Below are 16,234 nucleotides of genomic sequence, written 5' to 3' on the forward strand. Positions count from 1 at the left end.
TAACTACTTCCAGTTTTCTTTGAATTTAGTTGCGGCAAAAAGCATTTCTGCTGTGATCAGTTTAGCTTGGGTATCATATTGCTCATCTGTTGCGCCTGTTGTCAAAGCTGGGTATTTCAATTTAACAGCGAACTTATCCGGGCTGGCCAAAAGCGAGGCAGCGTCTGCCTGTACCAATACATGGATCGCATTCGGATTTGAAGGCGAAATCTCCAAAGTCACCGAGCCGCCGGCATCATTGTATTTAGCGCCATCCGCACCTACTTTGAAGCCAAGTTTGGTTAAAGCAGGCGCAACTTTATCTGATGTAGTTGTACCGACTACAAATATTTTAACATCGCTGATACCGTAGGAAGCCAGTGACGTTTTCAATACGGCTTTAGCAATGGGTGCGCTAAAGCCATCGTTACCTATAAACTCTATGATCACCGGCTGCTTTTTGCCTTTAGTAACGATGCCCAATTGCTGGATGCCGTAAAGTACTTCCTGACGGTCTTCGATAATGGGGTTGCTCTTTTTGATCTGTTTGAAAGCTTTTGCCAGTTCAGGATAGATAGGGTCTGCCACAGGTGCGAATGCAGAACTTACCACCAGTAAGCCTGCTAAGAAAAGTAAGGATAAGTGTTTCATGATTTTAAGTTTTATGGTCTAATTGGTTTATTGCTATTTAGCGATTGATAAGTCTAAAAAAAGGTTAGTTAACGTGTTCCTTTACAAAATTAGCCGCGTAAACTTTGATCATATCCCTAACCCGGTGAAACTCGTCCATAATTTCTTTAGGTGTACCGGTTGCTTTTGCGGGATCTGGAAAGTTTTCGTGGAAACGTTCGACCTTACCCGGAAAAAACGGGCAGGCTTCATTCGCGTTATCACAAACGGTGATCACCTGGTCAAATGGGATAGTGATGTATTCGTCTACGTGATTAGAGGTATGCTTCGAGATATCAATATGATCTTCTGCCATTACCTGGATGGCTTTTGGATTAACGCCGTGCGTTTCTATCCCTGCACTGTAAACGTTCGCTTTTTCTCCTGCATAATAGCGCAGGTAACCTTCGGCCAATTGGCTGCGGCAACTATTGCCGGTGCAAAGCACTAATATATTTTTCTTGCTCATAATTCTTTTTTCATGACAATGGCCGATACAGGGCAAATATGGCTGAACTCGGTTGATCCCTGAACCTCGGCAGGCACTTCTTTCCGCATGATTTGGTGGTATTTCTTTCGCTCGAAATAGGCTGGCGCGGTTTCAGTCAGCAGGTACAAAGCTGAAAGGCCATTCTTTTTGCTTACGCTGTCAAGTCGTGACAGTAGCTTGCCAGCAATCCCGGCATTTCTATGTTCAGGATGCACCGCCATAGAACGCAGCAATCCATATTTCCCGTAAACTTCCACACCGCCTACACCAACTACATTCCCATCCTGGATGGCAACAATAAAGTTGTCCAGTGTTTCCGGTAGATCGGCTACCGGCAGCTTTTCAGCGATCAGCAGCTCAAGTATTTTGTCCCGATAAGTTTGTGCCTGGTCGATTATCATTTTTTTAGAGTTAGCAGCAACCACCACCCGGTGTGCAACAAGCTTCCGCAGGTGCAGCCAAGTTCACTAATTGTACTTTTGGTTTTTCCGCAACCGCAGGTGTACAGCATTCTTCACCTTTGTCATCCTTACCGCAACTACCGCCACGGCCTATTGCTTTACATTGTACCGCGTCAGGGCGCAAGTCAACAGTTAAGGCATTGCCATCCACGATCATTTCATTAGGGAACATCTGGCGGGTATCAAACTCCGAATTGCCAAACTCGATCTTTACCGTACCGTTCGGGTTAAGCGGCAGCATTTTTTCCACAATATTCACAATAGATAAAGCCTTACTCACTTTCATCGAACGATCCTGTTGTTCGCCTTCCGGCACCCACAACTGCACGATGATCTCTGTCCAGGCATTCATCACGCCGCCGCAATCTACAGAAGTAATAGGTGCTTGTTTAATCTCGGTTATATGATAGGCCGCATCAACCAATTTGCCTTCTGCATATTGGAATTGCAGGTCAAGGTCGGGATGCTGTAATAAGGTGTCTTTAAAGGTTTTCCAGTTGATCGCTTCTATTTTATTCATGGTGTTTATTCTATTTTGATATTGTAATATTACGATTAATATACTCAAAAAAAACTTTAGCAGCAGGTCGCTTTCAGGTCATAAGTTGCGAAGAAACCGCTCAATTGCTCCTGTAACTCATTCCAAACAGGAGGATTGATGCAATAGCATACGCTGACGCCTTCAATCGTTCCTTGTATCAAACCCGCATTTTTCAATTCTTTCAAATGTTGTGAAATGGTCGGCTGCGCCAATCCCAATTCATCTACCAGGTCACCACAAATACAAGTGTTGGATTTAATGATCTCCTGTAAAATGGCGATACGGGCAGGATGCGCGATTGCTTTTAGCATCACAGCTAACCGGTTCTGTTCTTCGGTGAATATTTCTGTTTTAGTTAAGCCCATACTTTATATTGCAATATTACGATTAATATCTGAATGCTGCTAAGTATTGAATTAATTTAGTCATGTTTAATTTGTAGTTATGATTTGCAAAAAGCGGCGTGTTGGTAGCCATCATAATTCCTGCGCCAACGGTTGCGATTGCTTAATGAATTTTCGTCTGGAAGGATTTTCTTTTTAGTTTTATATCGCTATGAAAGTTAGAGTTTTTGCCGCTTCTCTCTATAATATATTAAGCATTTTTAACTCATTACGGCCATTGAAAAAGGAATTCAGGTCTATACTTAATGGATTCAAACTCCTTGAAGAATTGAAAATGTGTTAACTGAGCATCCGTTCTGTGTTACCTACGTGTTACCTCAAATAAAAAAGACTCTACGAGTAACACGTAAAGTCTTGATTATTAGATGTGGAGAATATCGGAGTCGAACCGATGACCTCTTGCATGCCATGCAAGCGCTCTAGCCAGCTGAGCTAATCCCCCTCAATTGGGTTGCAAATATATTATATAGATCAGTAATTAAAAACTATAATTGATAATTATAGTTTACAGGGATTAAGAGTAACGATATTGTAACCGGAATATATTTCTGATAAACCCTAAAAAAGGTCATACTCAATTGAGTATGACCTTTTTTATTATAATATCATGGTACGTTATAGTGGGTATAGGTGGTAAAGCCTAAAAAGCTGATATCCTGCCCTGGCAAGCTATAAGGTGCGCCCATGTTCCTTAAACTTTGCGTACCGGCGGTATGATAACGCCTGTTGGCAATTTCAATACCCGGCCATATAGGGGTTGATGATACCGCGCATGTTCTGCAACCCTGTCCGTTATATGAATTTTTCAAGTATTCATACCCAGCCAAAAGCCTGCTTTCATTCGCTGTATATACAGAAAGATCATTGTTTTGTATCACAGCCATGTTTGCAGCATAGCTTAAACCTGTTAAGCTGTATTGCGGGTGATGGCAATCCCTGTCACAGAGTTCTTTCATCTTGCCTGTCGCATCAATATTTAACGGTATTTGTGTTTTAATGATAGTCAAACCGTTTTCATACACATTGGGACTATCTAAAAAGATACCAATGGCCATTTTAGCATATCCGGCAGATATATCCCAATTGTTATTATAGTGCATGTCTGCTACATGGTTAATGTAAGTATCCTTTAACTTGTTTATGAAAGTTTTGAACTTAGTATCTTCTGTGCTTGTCCAGCCGCCGCCCTGGCCATTAGCAGGAACATAGTATTTAATAATTTCTGCAGCGGCCACAAAGTTTGGTGCCGCCCAGGCCGCTTCAAGGTATGTTTGGCTAAAACTTGTACCCGATACGGGGCTAATGCTTTGAAAATTGTTTGCCCATCCATCCAATATCTGCTTTACTTGGGTTGCATAAGTAGCGGTGCCTGTTTTAGCCCAGCGTAGGGCCAGCGCATAAGCTAACAGGCCGTCGCCCTTAAACCTTCCTTCATCAGGTGTACCTACGCCTCCCGCAACATCTACAACTGTAGGGAAGGTGCTGGGCACACTGTGCGAATTACAATATGCAAGCACCGTATTGTTATAATCATTATAGCGCCCTGTTGAAGTATTATTGGCTTCGTTGGCAATAAAATTCAAACTTGATGTTGTATTCAATATCCCCGGATGCACAAAAGTTGTAATTGCAAGGGCTTGTATCCCGCTGTTTGTAACCGCCAACTTATTAGCCGGGGTGAGCTGTTGCTCAGAAGTAGCACTTTTAGTACACCTTACTATAAAAACAGATGTTACCAATAATGCTGCTGCAATAAAAAAATAGGAAAGTCTCTTCTTTTTCATAAAAAACATTGATTAAGTAAATAAATGGTTTTGTATAAATCATTACAGTAAGCGCTGCCGCTTGCATATTGCCGTTCTGTTGGTAACATCTACCGCCTTTAAATATAAACGGACTTATAAAGTACACAATTGGTTGGTCGGATACAGGGATGATTCTTAAACAAACTTACAGAATAATAAATCATAAAATACTGATTTATAGGTAATTGAGTAACCGTGAAACACCTAATGCACAATTTGTTTTTTGCAGAAAAGCTTTTTAAATGGTTATGAAAGGGAAAAATTATTTTAATTTTTATTTAATGATACGCCTTAGTCACAATCCCCCTTTTTAATAGTAAAATGGTTGGCGTAAAGCGTATCAGTAAAATCAAATTCTATTAATGAAAGGGCTGATTTTAAGCGATTTGATATCCATATCTTACTGAATAACCACATACCCAATGCTAAAAATTCTCTTCGGGGATGAATGGGTGTGTTTAATAGCCTGATAAGTACTGATAATTTTTTTAAGGCGCTTTATATTAAGTAGTTTACAAAATCTTTTAAAAAAGTAAAGCCCCTGATGGGCAGGGGCCTTTACTAACCAATTATAAACCTAAATTATGAGAAGACTTGTTTGTTATTTTTAATAGTGTAAAAGTAACACTAAGTTTTTATATGCAAAGAATTTAATTGTAATTTTATTGTAACATTTTAATAGATACAACAATTAATTTATTGCATTTGCAATTATACGCATTAAACGTTAATAAGTTTTAAATTAAATGTGAACTTAATATTACCATTTGTTAACAAATGTTTAACATTTTTGTGAATATACTATATAATGACCGTTACAACACATAAACCCGAACTAACTAATATTACCCTTTGGGTAATGACCCTTACTACCGGCCTTGTAGTGGCTAACTTATATTATAATCAGCCACTTTTGAATGATATGGCCAATACGTATCACGTAAGCAATGGTAAAGCAGGGCAGGTATCTATGCTTACACAAATTGGTTATGCTGTAGGGATGTTATTTATTGTACCACTGGCAGATATGGTAAAACGTAAGCGTTTAATGCTGATAAATTTTGCGTTTGTTATTGCAGCATTGCTATTAACAGCACTGGCCCCTAATATTCACGTACTTATATTATCCGGGTTTTTATTGGGTGCAACTTCAATTATCCCACAGTTGCTTATACCTATGGCAGCGCACCTGGCTAAACCACATGAGCGCGGCAAAAAAATAGGCTTTATCATGAGCGGCTTGTTAATAGGCATCCTGCTATCGCGCACACTGAGTGGTTTTGTGGGCGCACATCTTGGCTGGAGGGCCATGTTTTACATAGCGGCGGTTATAATGTTAGTGATGTGGGCCCTTATATATTTCTTACTGCCCGAGGTGGAGCCCGATTACAAAGGCACATATAAAACATTAATGCGATCATTAGTTCACCTTTTTAAAAGTGAACCTAAATTACAATTGGCATCCCTGCGCGGTGCATTGTGCTTTGCCTGCTTCAGCGCGTTCTGGACCACGCTTGTGTTTTTGCTAAAACAGCAGTTTAACCAGGGAAGTGACGTGGCGGGTGCATTTGGCCTTGTTGGCGCCTTTGGTGCTATAGCAGCCGGGTTAATGGGCAGGCTGAGCGATAAGATGGATGCTTACAAACTATCTACCATAACATTAGCGCTGGTACTGGTATCGTTTATAATCTTTCTTTTTTCGGCCAACAGCATTGCGGGGCTCATATTGGGGGTAATTATTATGGATATGGGTGTGCAGGCTACGCATATTTCAAACCAGGCTATTATATTGTCATTAAACCCCGTGGCACGCAATCGTATTAATACTATATATATGGTATCGTATTTTATAGGAGGGGCTCTGGGAACATTTCTGGCTACCCGTGTTTGGGAGACTTATAATTGGTCGGGTGTATGCGTTATTGGCATCACCTTATCTATTATTGCTATCATAATTCATGTATTAACACGCAAAATTATGCAGCGCACTGTTAATATTAATTAAGTGCGAAAAGGGATATCAATCTATATGGTATTATTATTGAAGTTCTTTTAAATAGATTTCTTTAATACTTACCTGTAAGTGGCGTTAGCAGAAATTATCCGGCACCGGATCGGGGAAGAAGGCCCGGTTTCCTTTCATGATTTCATGGAAATGGCCTTATATCATCCAAAATTGGGCTACTATATGGCACCTCCGGATAAAATTGGTAAAAACGGCGATTTTTATACCAGTTCCAGTCTTGGTCCGGTATTCGGGGCCATGATTGGCAGGCAGCTGGAAGAAATGTGGCATCTGACCGGCGGAAACGAATTTACAGTAGTTGAGTATGGAGCAGGAACAGGCGTTCTCTGCCATGATATTTTGGATTATCTCAAAAACATTCCCCAACTATATGATCAGCTTCACTATGCCATTATTGAAAAGAGCCCTGCCATGTGCAAGAAGGAAAAAGCACATTTGCAGGAAAAGGTTAGCTGGTGTAATTCGATTCATGATCTTCCTGATATTACCGGCTGTATCCTGTCTAATGAACTGATCGATAACTTCCCGGTTCATCAGGTAGTAATGATGGATGAACTGATGGAGGTTTTTGTGGACGATAAGAATGGTTTTGTAGAATTACTCAGGCCTGCATCAAAAGCGATCAGGGATTACATGGCTGATTTGAATATTATATTGCCAAAAGGGTTCCGGACAGAGATCAATCTGGAGGCCACTCAATGGATCGCAGTTGTCGCGGCTTCATTAAAAAAAGGGTATGTAATGACCATAGATTATGGTTATCACTCCGAAGAGTTATACAAGCCATGCCGGAACCGGGGTACCCTGCTTTGTTATCATCAACACCAGATCAATGATCAGCCTTTTCATTATGTGGGTGAACAGGACATTACCGCTCATGTCAATTTCTCGGCCTTATGTCACTGGGGGCACCAAAACGGATTAATCTGCTGTGGCCTAACCAGCCAGGCACAGTTTCTGCTGGCGCTTGGTTTTAAAGAATATTTAAGAAATACCGCCGACTTAACCGGAAATGTTGCGCAACTGGCAATGCAGGAGGTTATGCTAACACATACCTTATTAGTTGATATGGGAAGCAAATTTAAAGTGCTCATTCAGCAAAAAGGGATGCCGGTAGCCGAACTTTCAGGACTAAAACTTTCTTAACGATGTTTTACTCACCTTTTTTGCCGGAGCTTTCTTCCCGGCCTGTTGCTGTTTTCCTGTTTTCCTGTTAGGTTAAAAGATCTTCTGATTGCTTATTTTGTCACATTTACTTTACTAAAGTATTACACCAATTTACTAACGGAATTTTAGGATTAGCACGGAATTTGAGCGGTTAACCCAAAAATAGAGATCTATGGCAAAGGTCATTTGTTATATTATTAATACTGGTTGTACTAAACAATAGAACGGCTGTTTCTAAAGCGGGACTTGATAACAATCATCTGAGAGGTTAAGATGAACAGATAAATAAACAATTTTAAACGGCGTTACATTATGCGATACCATGTGCTGGCAACTGATTACGATGGGACACTTGCCAAAAATGAACGGGTTTCACCTGAAATAATTAAATCTTTAGAACGACTCAAGGCAAGTGGTCGTAAACTAATCCTGGTTACCGGCCGGGAACTGGAAGATCTTCAAAGGGTATTTCCGGAATGTGCCTTGTTTGACCGAATTGTGGCTGAGAATGGGGCCCTGATCTATCAGCCGGCTACTTTAATAGAAAAAGTATTGGGAAAGCGGCCCCCGGAATCTTTCATTTTAAAACTGAAAGCGCAGCAAATTAAGCCGCTTTCGGTTGGCCGGGTTATAGTGGCCACCTGGGAACCTCATCAAGTTGCAGTGCTGAATACGATCAAAAAAACCGGATTGGAATACCAGGTGATCTTTAATAAGGGAGCTGTAATGATTTTGCCGCCGGGTATTAACAAAGCGAGAGGTTTACATGAGGCTTTAAAAGAATTGGCGATATCCGAGCATAATACCGTAGCCATTGGCGATGCGGAAAATGATAATGCGATGTTACAGAATGTTGAATGCGCCGTAGCCGTAAACAATGCTTTACCGCAGGTTAAAGCCACTGCCGATTGGACCACAGATCACCATCATGGGGAAGGCGTGGCCGAGTTGATTAATCAAATGATAGAAGATGATCTGGCTGCATTGGATCACCGCTTATCGCGGCATTACCTGGAACTGGGGCAGTGTTTTGATGGTTCGGCTTTTGAGGTTAGTCCTTACGGGCACAGTTTGTTAATGGCGGGCACTTCGGGGGCTGGTAAAACCACATTCACAGCAGCCTTCCTTGAAAAATTAATAGCTAAGCAGTACCAGTTCTGCCTGATAGATCCTGAAGGCGATTATCTGGATTTGCCTGATATTGTAACAATGGGAGATGCAAGCCAGCCACTGGTGATTGAGGAAGTGACCAAATTGCTTATCCAGGCAGCACAAAACGTGGTTGTATGCACCCTGGCCATTCCGTTGAGTGACAGGCCGGTCTTCTTTAAAAAATTGCTAACCGCCGTAGTAGATCTGCGTAAAAATACAGGGCATCCCCATTTTATTATTATGGATGAAGCGCACCACCTCATACCTAAAGAAACTGAAGATAGTTTCTTCAATTTCCCGGAAGACTTTAAAAACTTTTTTGCCATCACTACCAAGCCTGATCTGATCAGTCACATATTTTTGGAAAGAGTAAATATTGCCATTATGATGGGTGATGCACCTGGCAAATTTATGGCTGAATTTGCTGCTATTGTTAATGTGGAAATGGATATCCCTGAAAATATCCAGTTGCAAAAAGGCGAAGTACTGGTATGGCGGAAAGATCAGAACAAAACGGTGCCCGTGAGAAGTGTTATGCCCGGTACTTTACTACGGCGGCATAAACGTAAATATGCTACCGGGGATATGGGGGATAACAGCTTTTATTTTAAAGGGCCCCAAAATAAACTTAACCTGAAAGCCAATAACCTAAACACTTTTACACAAATGGCAGTAGGGGTTGATGATGAAACCTGGCTTTATCATCTCGGGCAAAAAGATTTTTCCAGATGGTTCAGAGGGTCGGTTCATGATGAAGAGCTTGCCCTGCGTACCGAAAAGATAGAAGAACGGGACAAAAACGCCCAAACCTCCAGGGAAGCGATCTTTCAGCTTATCCATGAACGTTATACAGCGCCAGGCTGATAAAATAAGATATTTAAGGTTCATGACCCCGAATGACGTTGTTTTCATCCAGGGCGGTGAAGGGAAATCTGTCAATTGAACCTCAATATGTCTGCACTTTATAATTGCACAGTCATTGTTTAATATATTGTTAATATATTCTACTAAAAAGAAATATTTGCCGATTAAAATGACTACCTTGTATACTTATTAAAATAAAATACAATGCAAAAGGAAGGAACAGTGAAATTTTTCAATACCGTTAAAGGTTTTGGATTTATTTCGCAGAGTGATGACAGAAGCGATATTTTTGTACACTCAACGGGCCTCATCGACGAAATTCGTGAAAACGATCACGTACAATACGATGTAGAAGAAGGCAAAAAAGGCCTTAACGCGGTTAATGTAAAAGTCATTTAACCAATAACTATAAATTACTCGTAAAGCACTGCCTTTACCGGCGGTGCTTTTTATTTGCAAAACCCACAACCGGCTGATTAAGCCACAATAAAAGGCCGGATTAATAGTTTATATTAAATAGCCTTTCTATAAAGTACCTGCTGTTTCTGGCACAAATACCCACAAACATTTACCGGTCAATAACAAGCGCAGCTTAAATTTATAGCGCAAGTTTCACCTGGTAAATTCAGGCCAACAGTGAACAATACCCTCTCTGTTTTCTAATACCGTTAATAGTCATGGAATAACCATGCCTGTTATTTACTGCTATCAATAACAATTTTTTTATGATCATACTTATTTTTTTTATAGCGCACTGGTTTCTGTCGCTATTCTTTCAAACATTTTTCCAGCACCGTTACGCTTCGCACCGGATGTTTACGACCAGTAAAACCTGGGAACGGGTGTTTTATGTGATGGCCTATCTGTTTGAGGGAACCTCCTTTTTAAATCCGAGAGCGTATGCACTGATGCACCGGCAGCACCATGCTTTTAGCGACACGGAGAAGGACCCGCATTCACCGCACTTTTTTGTCGACATCTTTCAAATGATGAAGGCTACCATAAATACCTTTGGAGATTATGTAAAGCGTACTAAAGATCCCGAAGCGCAGTTTCCGGGGCATTACCCCGAATGGCCACTTATTGACCGAATGGGGTCCTCGATCTTATCAAGGCTGCTTTTTGCCGCCGCCTATACCTGCTTTTACATCTTCTTTGCCACACATTGGTGGATGTTCCTGTTATTGCCTATACATTTTATGATGGGGCCTATCCATGGCGCAATTGTAAACTGGTGCGGTCATAAATACGGCTATACCAACTTTGACAATAAGGATAAATCTAAAAACACCACACCATTTGATTTTCTGATGCTTGGTGAACTGTTCCAAAACAATCACCACAAGCATCCCAATAGCGCCAATTTTGGCAAGAAATGGTTTGAGATAGACCCGGTTTATCCGGTGATGAAACTGCTGAACTGGATGCGGATAATTACATTACGAAAAGCTTATTAAACAAAAAATCGGGAGTTTATATACTCCACTAAAACATATTAATATGAACACTAAAACCATAGAATATCAAGCCAGGGAGTATCTCTTTGACCTGAACAATGCCGCTAATGAAAATGGCTTTAAAGCTGATGAACACTGGAAGGTGAGCCTGGCCACCGCTGCTGAAAAAGCAGCTATTGAAAGAAGCTATTATCCAACTATATCTACTAAAGTGGTGCCGGAAGTTTTACCGGAGCTGTTCCGTATCGTTAAAGCTACGTTAAGCCAGGGACTGGACAATCTTGAAAAGATCATGGATGCAAATACCCTGGCTAAAAATCAACTGCAATACGTAATTGCCTATAACCCAAACCGGCTGCGCCGTTAAGCGCGCCTCAAATCTTATACAAGCCGTTACTATTAAATTTTAGCAAATGCCATTTTTAGATCATGTACTGCAAGCCCCTTCCTACGGTTGGAAGGACGAACAGGGGACTTTAATTAAGCCCGCTGTCAAACAAATATTAGCCGAATTCTTTTCAAGATTAAACATATTTAAAACCCGGAAGAACTGGTTGCCATTTTTTAGCTGGCTGAAGGTTTTATGCCTTGTGCCGTTTTTCGTGCTGTTTCTTATTTACTTCTTGAGCTGGTGGACAGTGCTCGCCGCCTTTATTTATGGAATGATCATAATGGGAACGCATGGCACCATCTGGCATCACCGTTATTGTACGCACGGTGCTTACACTTTCCGCAATAAATTCTGGCGTTTCATTACGCAGAACCTAACTATCAGCGTTATCCCGGAAGAGATCTATGTGATCTCTCACCATGTGCATCATGCCAAATCTGATCAGCCGGGTGACCCCTATAACGCGCAGGCCGGTTTCCTGTATTGTTTCCTGGCAGATGTGAACCACCAGCCTATTGCCAAAGATTTAAATGTTGGCGATTATAGCCGGGTAAGCAAGCTAATGAAGCATACCGGCGTAAAGGCCAACACCTATACGCAATACCAGCGCTGGGGCTCATATGTGAATCCATGGCGTGCTATTTTATCATGGGTGTTCAACTGGTCATTCTGGTATTTAGTTTTTTACCTGATAGGCGGTCATGCGCTGGCTTTTTGTTTGTTCGGCGCTGCAGGTTTCTGGGCAGTTGGCGTTCGTACCTTTAATTATGAGGGGCATGCCAAGGGTAAGGACAAACAAAATGCAAGTACAGATTATAACCAAAAGGATAAATCCATTAACCAGCTATGGCCGGGTATTGTTGCCGGGGAGTGGCATAATAACCATCACCTGTTTCCAAAGAGCGCCAGAAGCGGTTTTAAGCCTTTCCAAATTGATTTTGCCTGGTATTACATTAAATTGATGAACTGGCTGGGCGCGATAAGCCATTACAGGGATGCAAAAAAGCAGTTCTATGAAATATATTACCGGCCTTATTTGCAAAGTAAAAGACAATTAAAGAGCTAATTAAAAACGGCAGCGGTATAAGACCACTGCCGTTTTTTGTTCATTTACTTTTGCCGCTTTCCCTGTTTTTAAGCTCAGCAGCTACACTGGATTCGGCCTGTTCCGGTGATATCGTTGTTTTTTCTTCCGTTCGTTTTACTGCGGTTTCGTCTTCAGTTACAGGGAGTTCTGTATAAAGGTTCTTTTTCTTGCCCGCACCGCTTTCCGCCGGTCGCTTTTCTTTGAGGCTATTCATAATTATATTTTTTAACAATTCAGGTTTTACAACAATCTGGAAAAGAGGACTGATGGAAAAACCGTTACTGCATGGTCATATGGTAAAAAACAACCATAATTAACCATGGTTTTAATTATTTTCTCGAAAGGTAGCCTAAGAAATGATTGACAAAAACGATCAGGCAAATGTGAACGGGCTTAATTAAATAGAAAGGTGTAAGGTTATTCCATGCTCATAGGAAAGGAATTTACCACCATTTAAGCGGGAATTCAATTTTATCAACCGAGCCTACAATCAGATCTGGCTTGAATGCATAATAACCCAAATGCTCTTTATCTGCTATTCCGGATAATACCAGGATCGTTTTATAGCCCATTTGAACACCTCCCTGTATATCTGTTTCCATTGTATCTCCAATAACAGTTGTCTCTGCAGTTTCTAACCCCAGGAACTTACGTGCCGACCGCATCATCACAGGGCTTGGCTTGCCGGTAACAAAAGCTTTTCTTCCGGTAGCTTCTTCAATCATTGCTGTAGTTGCAGCAATGCCTAAATTGTTCCAGCCCGGTTTTTTAGGCGATGGGTCCCTGTTGGTTGTAATAAATTTAGCACCAGCCAGGATCATATCTACAGCTCTCTGTACCATTTCTAAAGTAAAATTTCTTCCTTCGCCTAATACCACAAATTCCGGGTCGCTATCTACTAATGTGATGCCATTTTCATGCAGGCTGCTTAATAAACCGCCTTCTCCCAAAACGTATGCTGTGCCATTAGGGCTTTGGTCTCCTAAAAATTTTCCTGTAGCCATTGCGCTGGTATAAATATGCCTGGCTTCAACGGTTATGCCCAGTCTTTTTAGCTTCCTCACAACCTCTAAACTTGTTCGCTGGCTATTATTAGTCATGAAAGCAAATGGTATGTCTTTCTCAATTAAATGCTTTATAAATCTGTCGGCACCAAAAATCAGTTCTTCACCGCTATAAATAACGCCGTCCATATCAATCAAAAGTCCTTGTTTCATACTTTGTTTATTGTTGTTTAATCCCCAATACAATCTTATTAAAAAATAGTTTAATAAGATTAGGTATTGTCCTGTATTAAATGCCGGTAAAGAAACGGCATCTGGCAATCAGATCAGACGACCCTGGTACTTTCTTAAAACCTTTTGCAATCATTCCGCCCAAAATAAAAGAGGGTGCCATAAATGTTGGCACCCTCTTTTTAAATAGCCTATCTATTATATTGGGGCTACCCGTTATTAAGATGTTTTTTTAATTCGGCCGCCGCGTGTATGAATAAAGATTTAGTTTGTGGTATTTCTGCTAAAGCGTTCAGCAAGCCAAAATCATGAATAGTGCCATTGTAGCGTACAGTAGTTACAGGCACCCCAGCTTCATCTAATTTTCTGCCATATGCTTCGCCTGCATCCCTTAGTATATCGTTTTCTGATACTTGTATAAGTGCCGGCGGCAGCCCTTTCAACTGGTCAACCGTGGCCAGTAAAGGCGATGCATAGATCTCTCTTCGCTGGGCCGGATCAGTGGTGTATTTGTCATACATCCATTTCATTAGCGGAGTAGTTAAAAAACGCTGATCGCCAAATTTCTGATAAGAAACAGTTTCAAAATCGGCATCTACAAGCGGCCACATCAAAATTTGCAATTTAATTTTTGGTCCGTTATTCTCTTTAGCCAGCAGTGTTGTTACGGTAGACATATTGCCGCCAACGCTGTTGCCAACAATCGCCATGTTTTTGCCATCAACGTTAATTTCATCGCCATGCTCAGCCACCCATTTTGTGGCGGCATAAATTTCATGAATAGCTTGTGGGTACTGCGCTTCAGGAGAGGGTGTGTAATTGACAAAAACACCGGCAAAGCCAGAAAGCACAGCAAGGTCGCGCACCATGCGTTTGTGGGTAGGGTAATCACCCAGGATCCATCCCCCGCCATGAATAAATATAAAAACAGGCAGCTTTTCTTTAACACCTTCGGGGCGTACAATATTCAGTTTAATTGTAAAACCGTCGGCCGTTATGGTTTTCTCAGTTTCTTCAATCCCTGAAAGGTCAACGTTCACAGAAGCCTGCGCGTTAACTAACACATTCCTGGCATCCTGGTTAGCCATGGTTTCAAGCGGGGTACCTCCCGAATTTAGGGCTGTTAAAAATTCTTTAACTTCCCGGGACAAATTAGGGTCAACTTTAAAGTCTAAGACCTCTTCTTTTTCTTGATACGTTTCCATAGGTGAATTTTTAATAATTATGAATAGATTGTTTTTTACGGAACCGGATTAGATGGAGTTTCAATCATACCACAAATGGCTCGTGGTTGCGACTGGAAATTCCTTTTAATAAAGTTATGAAGATCAAAATGAATTTAGTTACACAAAATGGAAATTTATTATACACTTTTATTGCAGGAGGGCCGTGTTAGGTGCAACAAAAAGCTGTTGCCAAAGGGACACTACTTCAACCAAAAAGTACTACTTTAGCCTGGTATCCCAAAATGTTTAATTTATGCTGAAACAAACCGCTAAACAGTTCCTTACAGTAATTACTTTTATTGTTATTCTATTTGCATCATCAATAGCTATCGCGCAAAAGTCAACTCCGGATACTGTTTACAGCGGCGTTTATATTACCAGCATACATGATATCAACTTTAAGGATAAAGAGTACAATGTTAGCCTGTGGCTGTGGCTAAAATACAAGAATAAAAAGTTCGATTTTCTGCATAATCTTGAAATACCGCAAGCTAAAACATTTACTACATCATACTCGACTGTTGACTCCAGCGATAACAAGATCTATATATTAATGAAGCTGCAATGTGTGATGAAGGATTCATGGGCGATAAATAATTTTCCGTTCGACCGGCAGAAGCTGCGTTTTTCTATTGAAAATTCTCAGTTTGATTCTAAATCACTGGTTTTTGCCGCTGATACGCTCGGTAAACATTTCGATCCGCGATTTACCCTCCGGGGATGGCGTATTGATAGCCTTGACATATCTACCGGCATTAAAATTTATGAAACGGGTTTTGGAGATGAAAGTTTAAAAAAACCACATACCGAGTATAGTAACTTTAAAGTAAGGTTACAAATTGACAGAGATGCAATGGGCTTGTTCTGGAAAATGTTTCTGGGAATGTATGTTGCTTTTTTAATTGCCTACATGTGTTTTTATATCCATACAGATAGCATTGATTCGCGGTTTGGACTAAGCGTTGGTGCTTTGTTTGCGGTTATTGGTAACAAGTACATTATAGACTCATCGCTACCAGAATCTACCACGTTTACACTGGTTGATACGTTGCATGGCATTACCTTGCTGTTTATCCTCACCGTTATCATTTGCACTTCGTATTCTCTAAAACTTGTTAAACAGGAAAAGATCGACAAGGCTAAAAGATTTGATTTAATTTGCGCGCAGGTTTTATTGGTTGTGTACCTGTCGCTAAACGCTTACTTTATTTATGCGGCAAGTAGAATTTAAAATTGCTTTTATTTATTAATGAGTAAAAACTCTTAAAACTTTTACAAGC

Annotated in this window: 17 protein-coding genes and 1 tRNA gene; 8 read left to right on the forward strand and 10 right to left on the reverse strand. The window is 40.8% G+C overall.

Features of this window, described 5'->3' with window-relative positions; genetic code table 11:
* Window positions 1-3: 3 nt before the first annotated feature.
* From WC743_RS11055 to WC743_RS11085, 7 genes are all read right to left on the reverse strand, one after another.
* Entirely contained in the window at window positions 4-630 is a 627-nt protein-coding gene (locus WC743_RS11055) for a hypothetical protein (protein ID WP_373012038.1), read from the reverse strand.
* 64 nt (window positions 631-694) lie between these two features.
* Window positions 695-1,117, reverse strand: a complete 423-nt coding sequence (locus WC743_RS11060) for an arsenate reductase ArsC (RefSeq protein WP_373012039.1) — start codon at window positions 1,115-1,117, stop codon at window positions 695-697.
* Window positions 1,114-1,566, reverse strand: a complete 453-nt coding sequence (gene arsN2, locus WC743_RS11065; RefSeq protein WP_373012040.1) for an arsenic resistance N-acetyltransferase ArsN2 — start codon at window positions 1,564-1,566, stop codon at window positions 1,114-1,116. The genes WC743_RS11060 and arsN2 overlap by 4 nt, the downstream gene beginning before the upstream one ends.
* Window positions 1,550-2,119, reverse strand: a complete 570-nt coding sequence (locus tag WC743_RS11070) for a DUF6428 family protein (RefSeq protein ID WP_373012041.1) — start codon at window positions 2,117-2,119, stop codon at window positions 1,550-1,552. The genes arsN2 and WC743_RS11070 overlap by 17 nt, the downstream gene beginning before the upstream one ends.
* A gap of 56 nt (window positions 2,120-2,175) precedes the next feature.
* Window positions 2,176-2,505 (reverse strand): ArsR/SmtB family transcription factor, encoded by a 330-nt coding sequence (locus WC743_RS11075; RefSeq protein WP_373012042.1) that lies wholly within the window; start codon window positions 2,503-2,505, stop codon window positions 2,176-2,178.
* Window positions 2,506-2,912: 407 nt separating this feature from the next.
* Window positions 2,913-2,986, reverse strand: a tRNA-Ala gene (locus tag WC743_RS11080).
* A gap of 163 nt (window positions 2,987-3,149) precedes the next feature.
* Complete coding sequence (locus WC743_RS11085) at window positions 3,150-4,328, reverse strand: alginate lyase family protein (protein ID WP_373012044.1); 1,179 nt, start codon at window positions 4,326-4,328, stop codon at window positions 3,150-3,152.
* Between the two features lie 829 nt (window positions 4,329-5,157).
* Between WC743_RS11085 and WC743_RS11090 the strand changes: the two genes are divergently transcribed.
* The 7 genes from WC743_RS11090 to WC743_RS11120 all read left to right on the forward strand — a co-directional run bounded on the left by WC743_RS11090 (window position 5,158) and on the right by WC743_RS11120 (window position 12,472).
* Window positions 5,158-6,354, forward strand: a complete 1,197-nt coding sequence (locus WC743_RS11090; protein ID WP_373012045.1) for an MFS transporter — start codon at window positions 5,158-5,160, stop codon at window positions 6,352-6,354.
* 78 nt (window positions 6,355-6,432) lie between these two features.
* The gene (locus tag WC743_RS11095; protein WP_373012046.1) at window positions 6,433-7,521 is read left to right on the forward strand and encodes a class I SAM-dependent methyltransferase; all 1,089 of its coding nucleotides are present in this window, start codon (window positions 6,433-6,435) and stop codon (window positions 7,519-7,521) included.
* A 333-nt stretch (window positions 7,522-7,854) separates the two neighbouring features.
* Window positions 7,855-9,558 carry an HAD-IIB family hydrolase gene (locus tag WC743_RS11100; RefSeq protein WP_373012047.1) on the forward strand — a complete coding sequence of 568 codons (1,704 nt, stop codon included), beginning with the start codon at window positions 7,855-7,857 and terminating at the stop codon, window positions 9,556-9,558.
* Window positions 9,559-9,762: 204 nt separating this feature from the next.
* Window positions 9,763-9,957 carry a cold-shock protein gene (locus WC743_RS11105; RefSeq protein ID WP_373012049.1) on the forward strand — a complete coding sequence of 65 codons (195 nt, stop codon included), beginning with the start codon at window positions 9,763-9,765 and terminating at the stop codon, window positions 9,955-9,957.
* 326 nt (window positions 9,958-10,283) lie between these two features.
* Entirely contained in the window at window positions 10,284-11,015 is a 732-nt protein-coding gene (locus WC743_RS11110; protein WP_373012050.1) for an acyl-CoA desaturase, read from the forward strand.
* 43 nt (window positions 11,016-11,058) lie between these two features.
* Window positions 11,059-11,382: a hypothetical protein gene (locus tag WC743_RS11115; RefSeq protein WP_373012051.1), complete on the forward strand. Its 324-nt coding sequence runs from the start codon at window positions 11,059-11,061 to the stop codon at window positions 11,380-11,382.
* 46 nt (window positions 11,383-11,428) lie between these two features.
* Window positions 11,429-12,472 carry a fatty acid desaturase gene (locus WC743_RS11120; protein ID WP_373012052.1) on the forward strand — a complete coding sequence of 348 codons (1,044 nt, stop codon included), beginning with the start codon at window positions 11,429-11,431 and terminating at the stop codon, window positions 12,470-12,472.
* A gap of 40 nt (window positions 12,473-12,512) precedes the next feature.
* On the opposite strand, the gene WC743_RS11125 is transcribed toward WC743_RS11120, so the two are convergent.
* The 3 genes from WC743_RS11125 to WC743_RS11135 all read right to left on the reverse strand — a co-directional run bounded on the left by WC743_RS11125 (window position 12,513) and on the right by WC743_RS11135 (window position 14,933).
* The gene (locus WC743_RS11125; protein WP_373012053.1) at window positions 12,513-12,707 is read right to left on the reverse strand and encodes a hypothetical protein; all 195 of its coding nucleotides are present in this window, start codon (window positions 12,705-12,707) and stop codon (window positions 12,513-12,515) included.
* Window positions 12,708-12,936: 229 nt separating this feature from the next.
* A complete protein-coding gene (locus WC743_RS11130) occupies window positions 12,937-13,710 on the reverse strand; it encodes an HAD-IIA family hydrolase (protein ID WP_373012054.1) in 774 nt (257 codons plus the stop codon).
* 227 nt (window positions 13,711-13,937) lie between these two features.
* Window positions 13,938-14,933: an alpha/beta hydrolase gene (locus WC743_RS11135; protein ID WP_373012055.1), complete on the reverse strand. Its 996-nt coding sequence runs from the start codon at window positions 14,931-14,933 to the stop codon at window positions 13,938-13,940.
* 274 nt (window positions 14,934-15,207) lie between these two features.
* Between WC743_RS11135 and WC743_RS11140 the strand changes: the two genes are divergently transcribed.
* Complete coding sequence (locus WC743_RS11140) at window positions 15,208-16,185, forward strand: hypothetical protein (RefSeq protein WP_373012056.1); 978 nt, start codon at window positions 15,208-15,210, stop codon at window positions 16,183-16,185.
* Window positions 16,186-16,234 lie beyond the last annotated feature (49 nt).

It is taken from the genome of Mucilaginibacter sp., assembly GCF_041660805.1.
In the GTDB taxonomy this organism is placed as follows: domain Bacteria; phylum Bacteroidota; class Bacteroidia; order Sphingobacteriales; family Sphingobacteriaceae; genus Mucilaginibacter.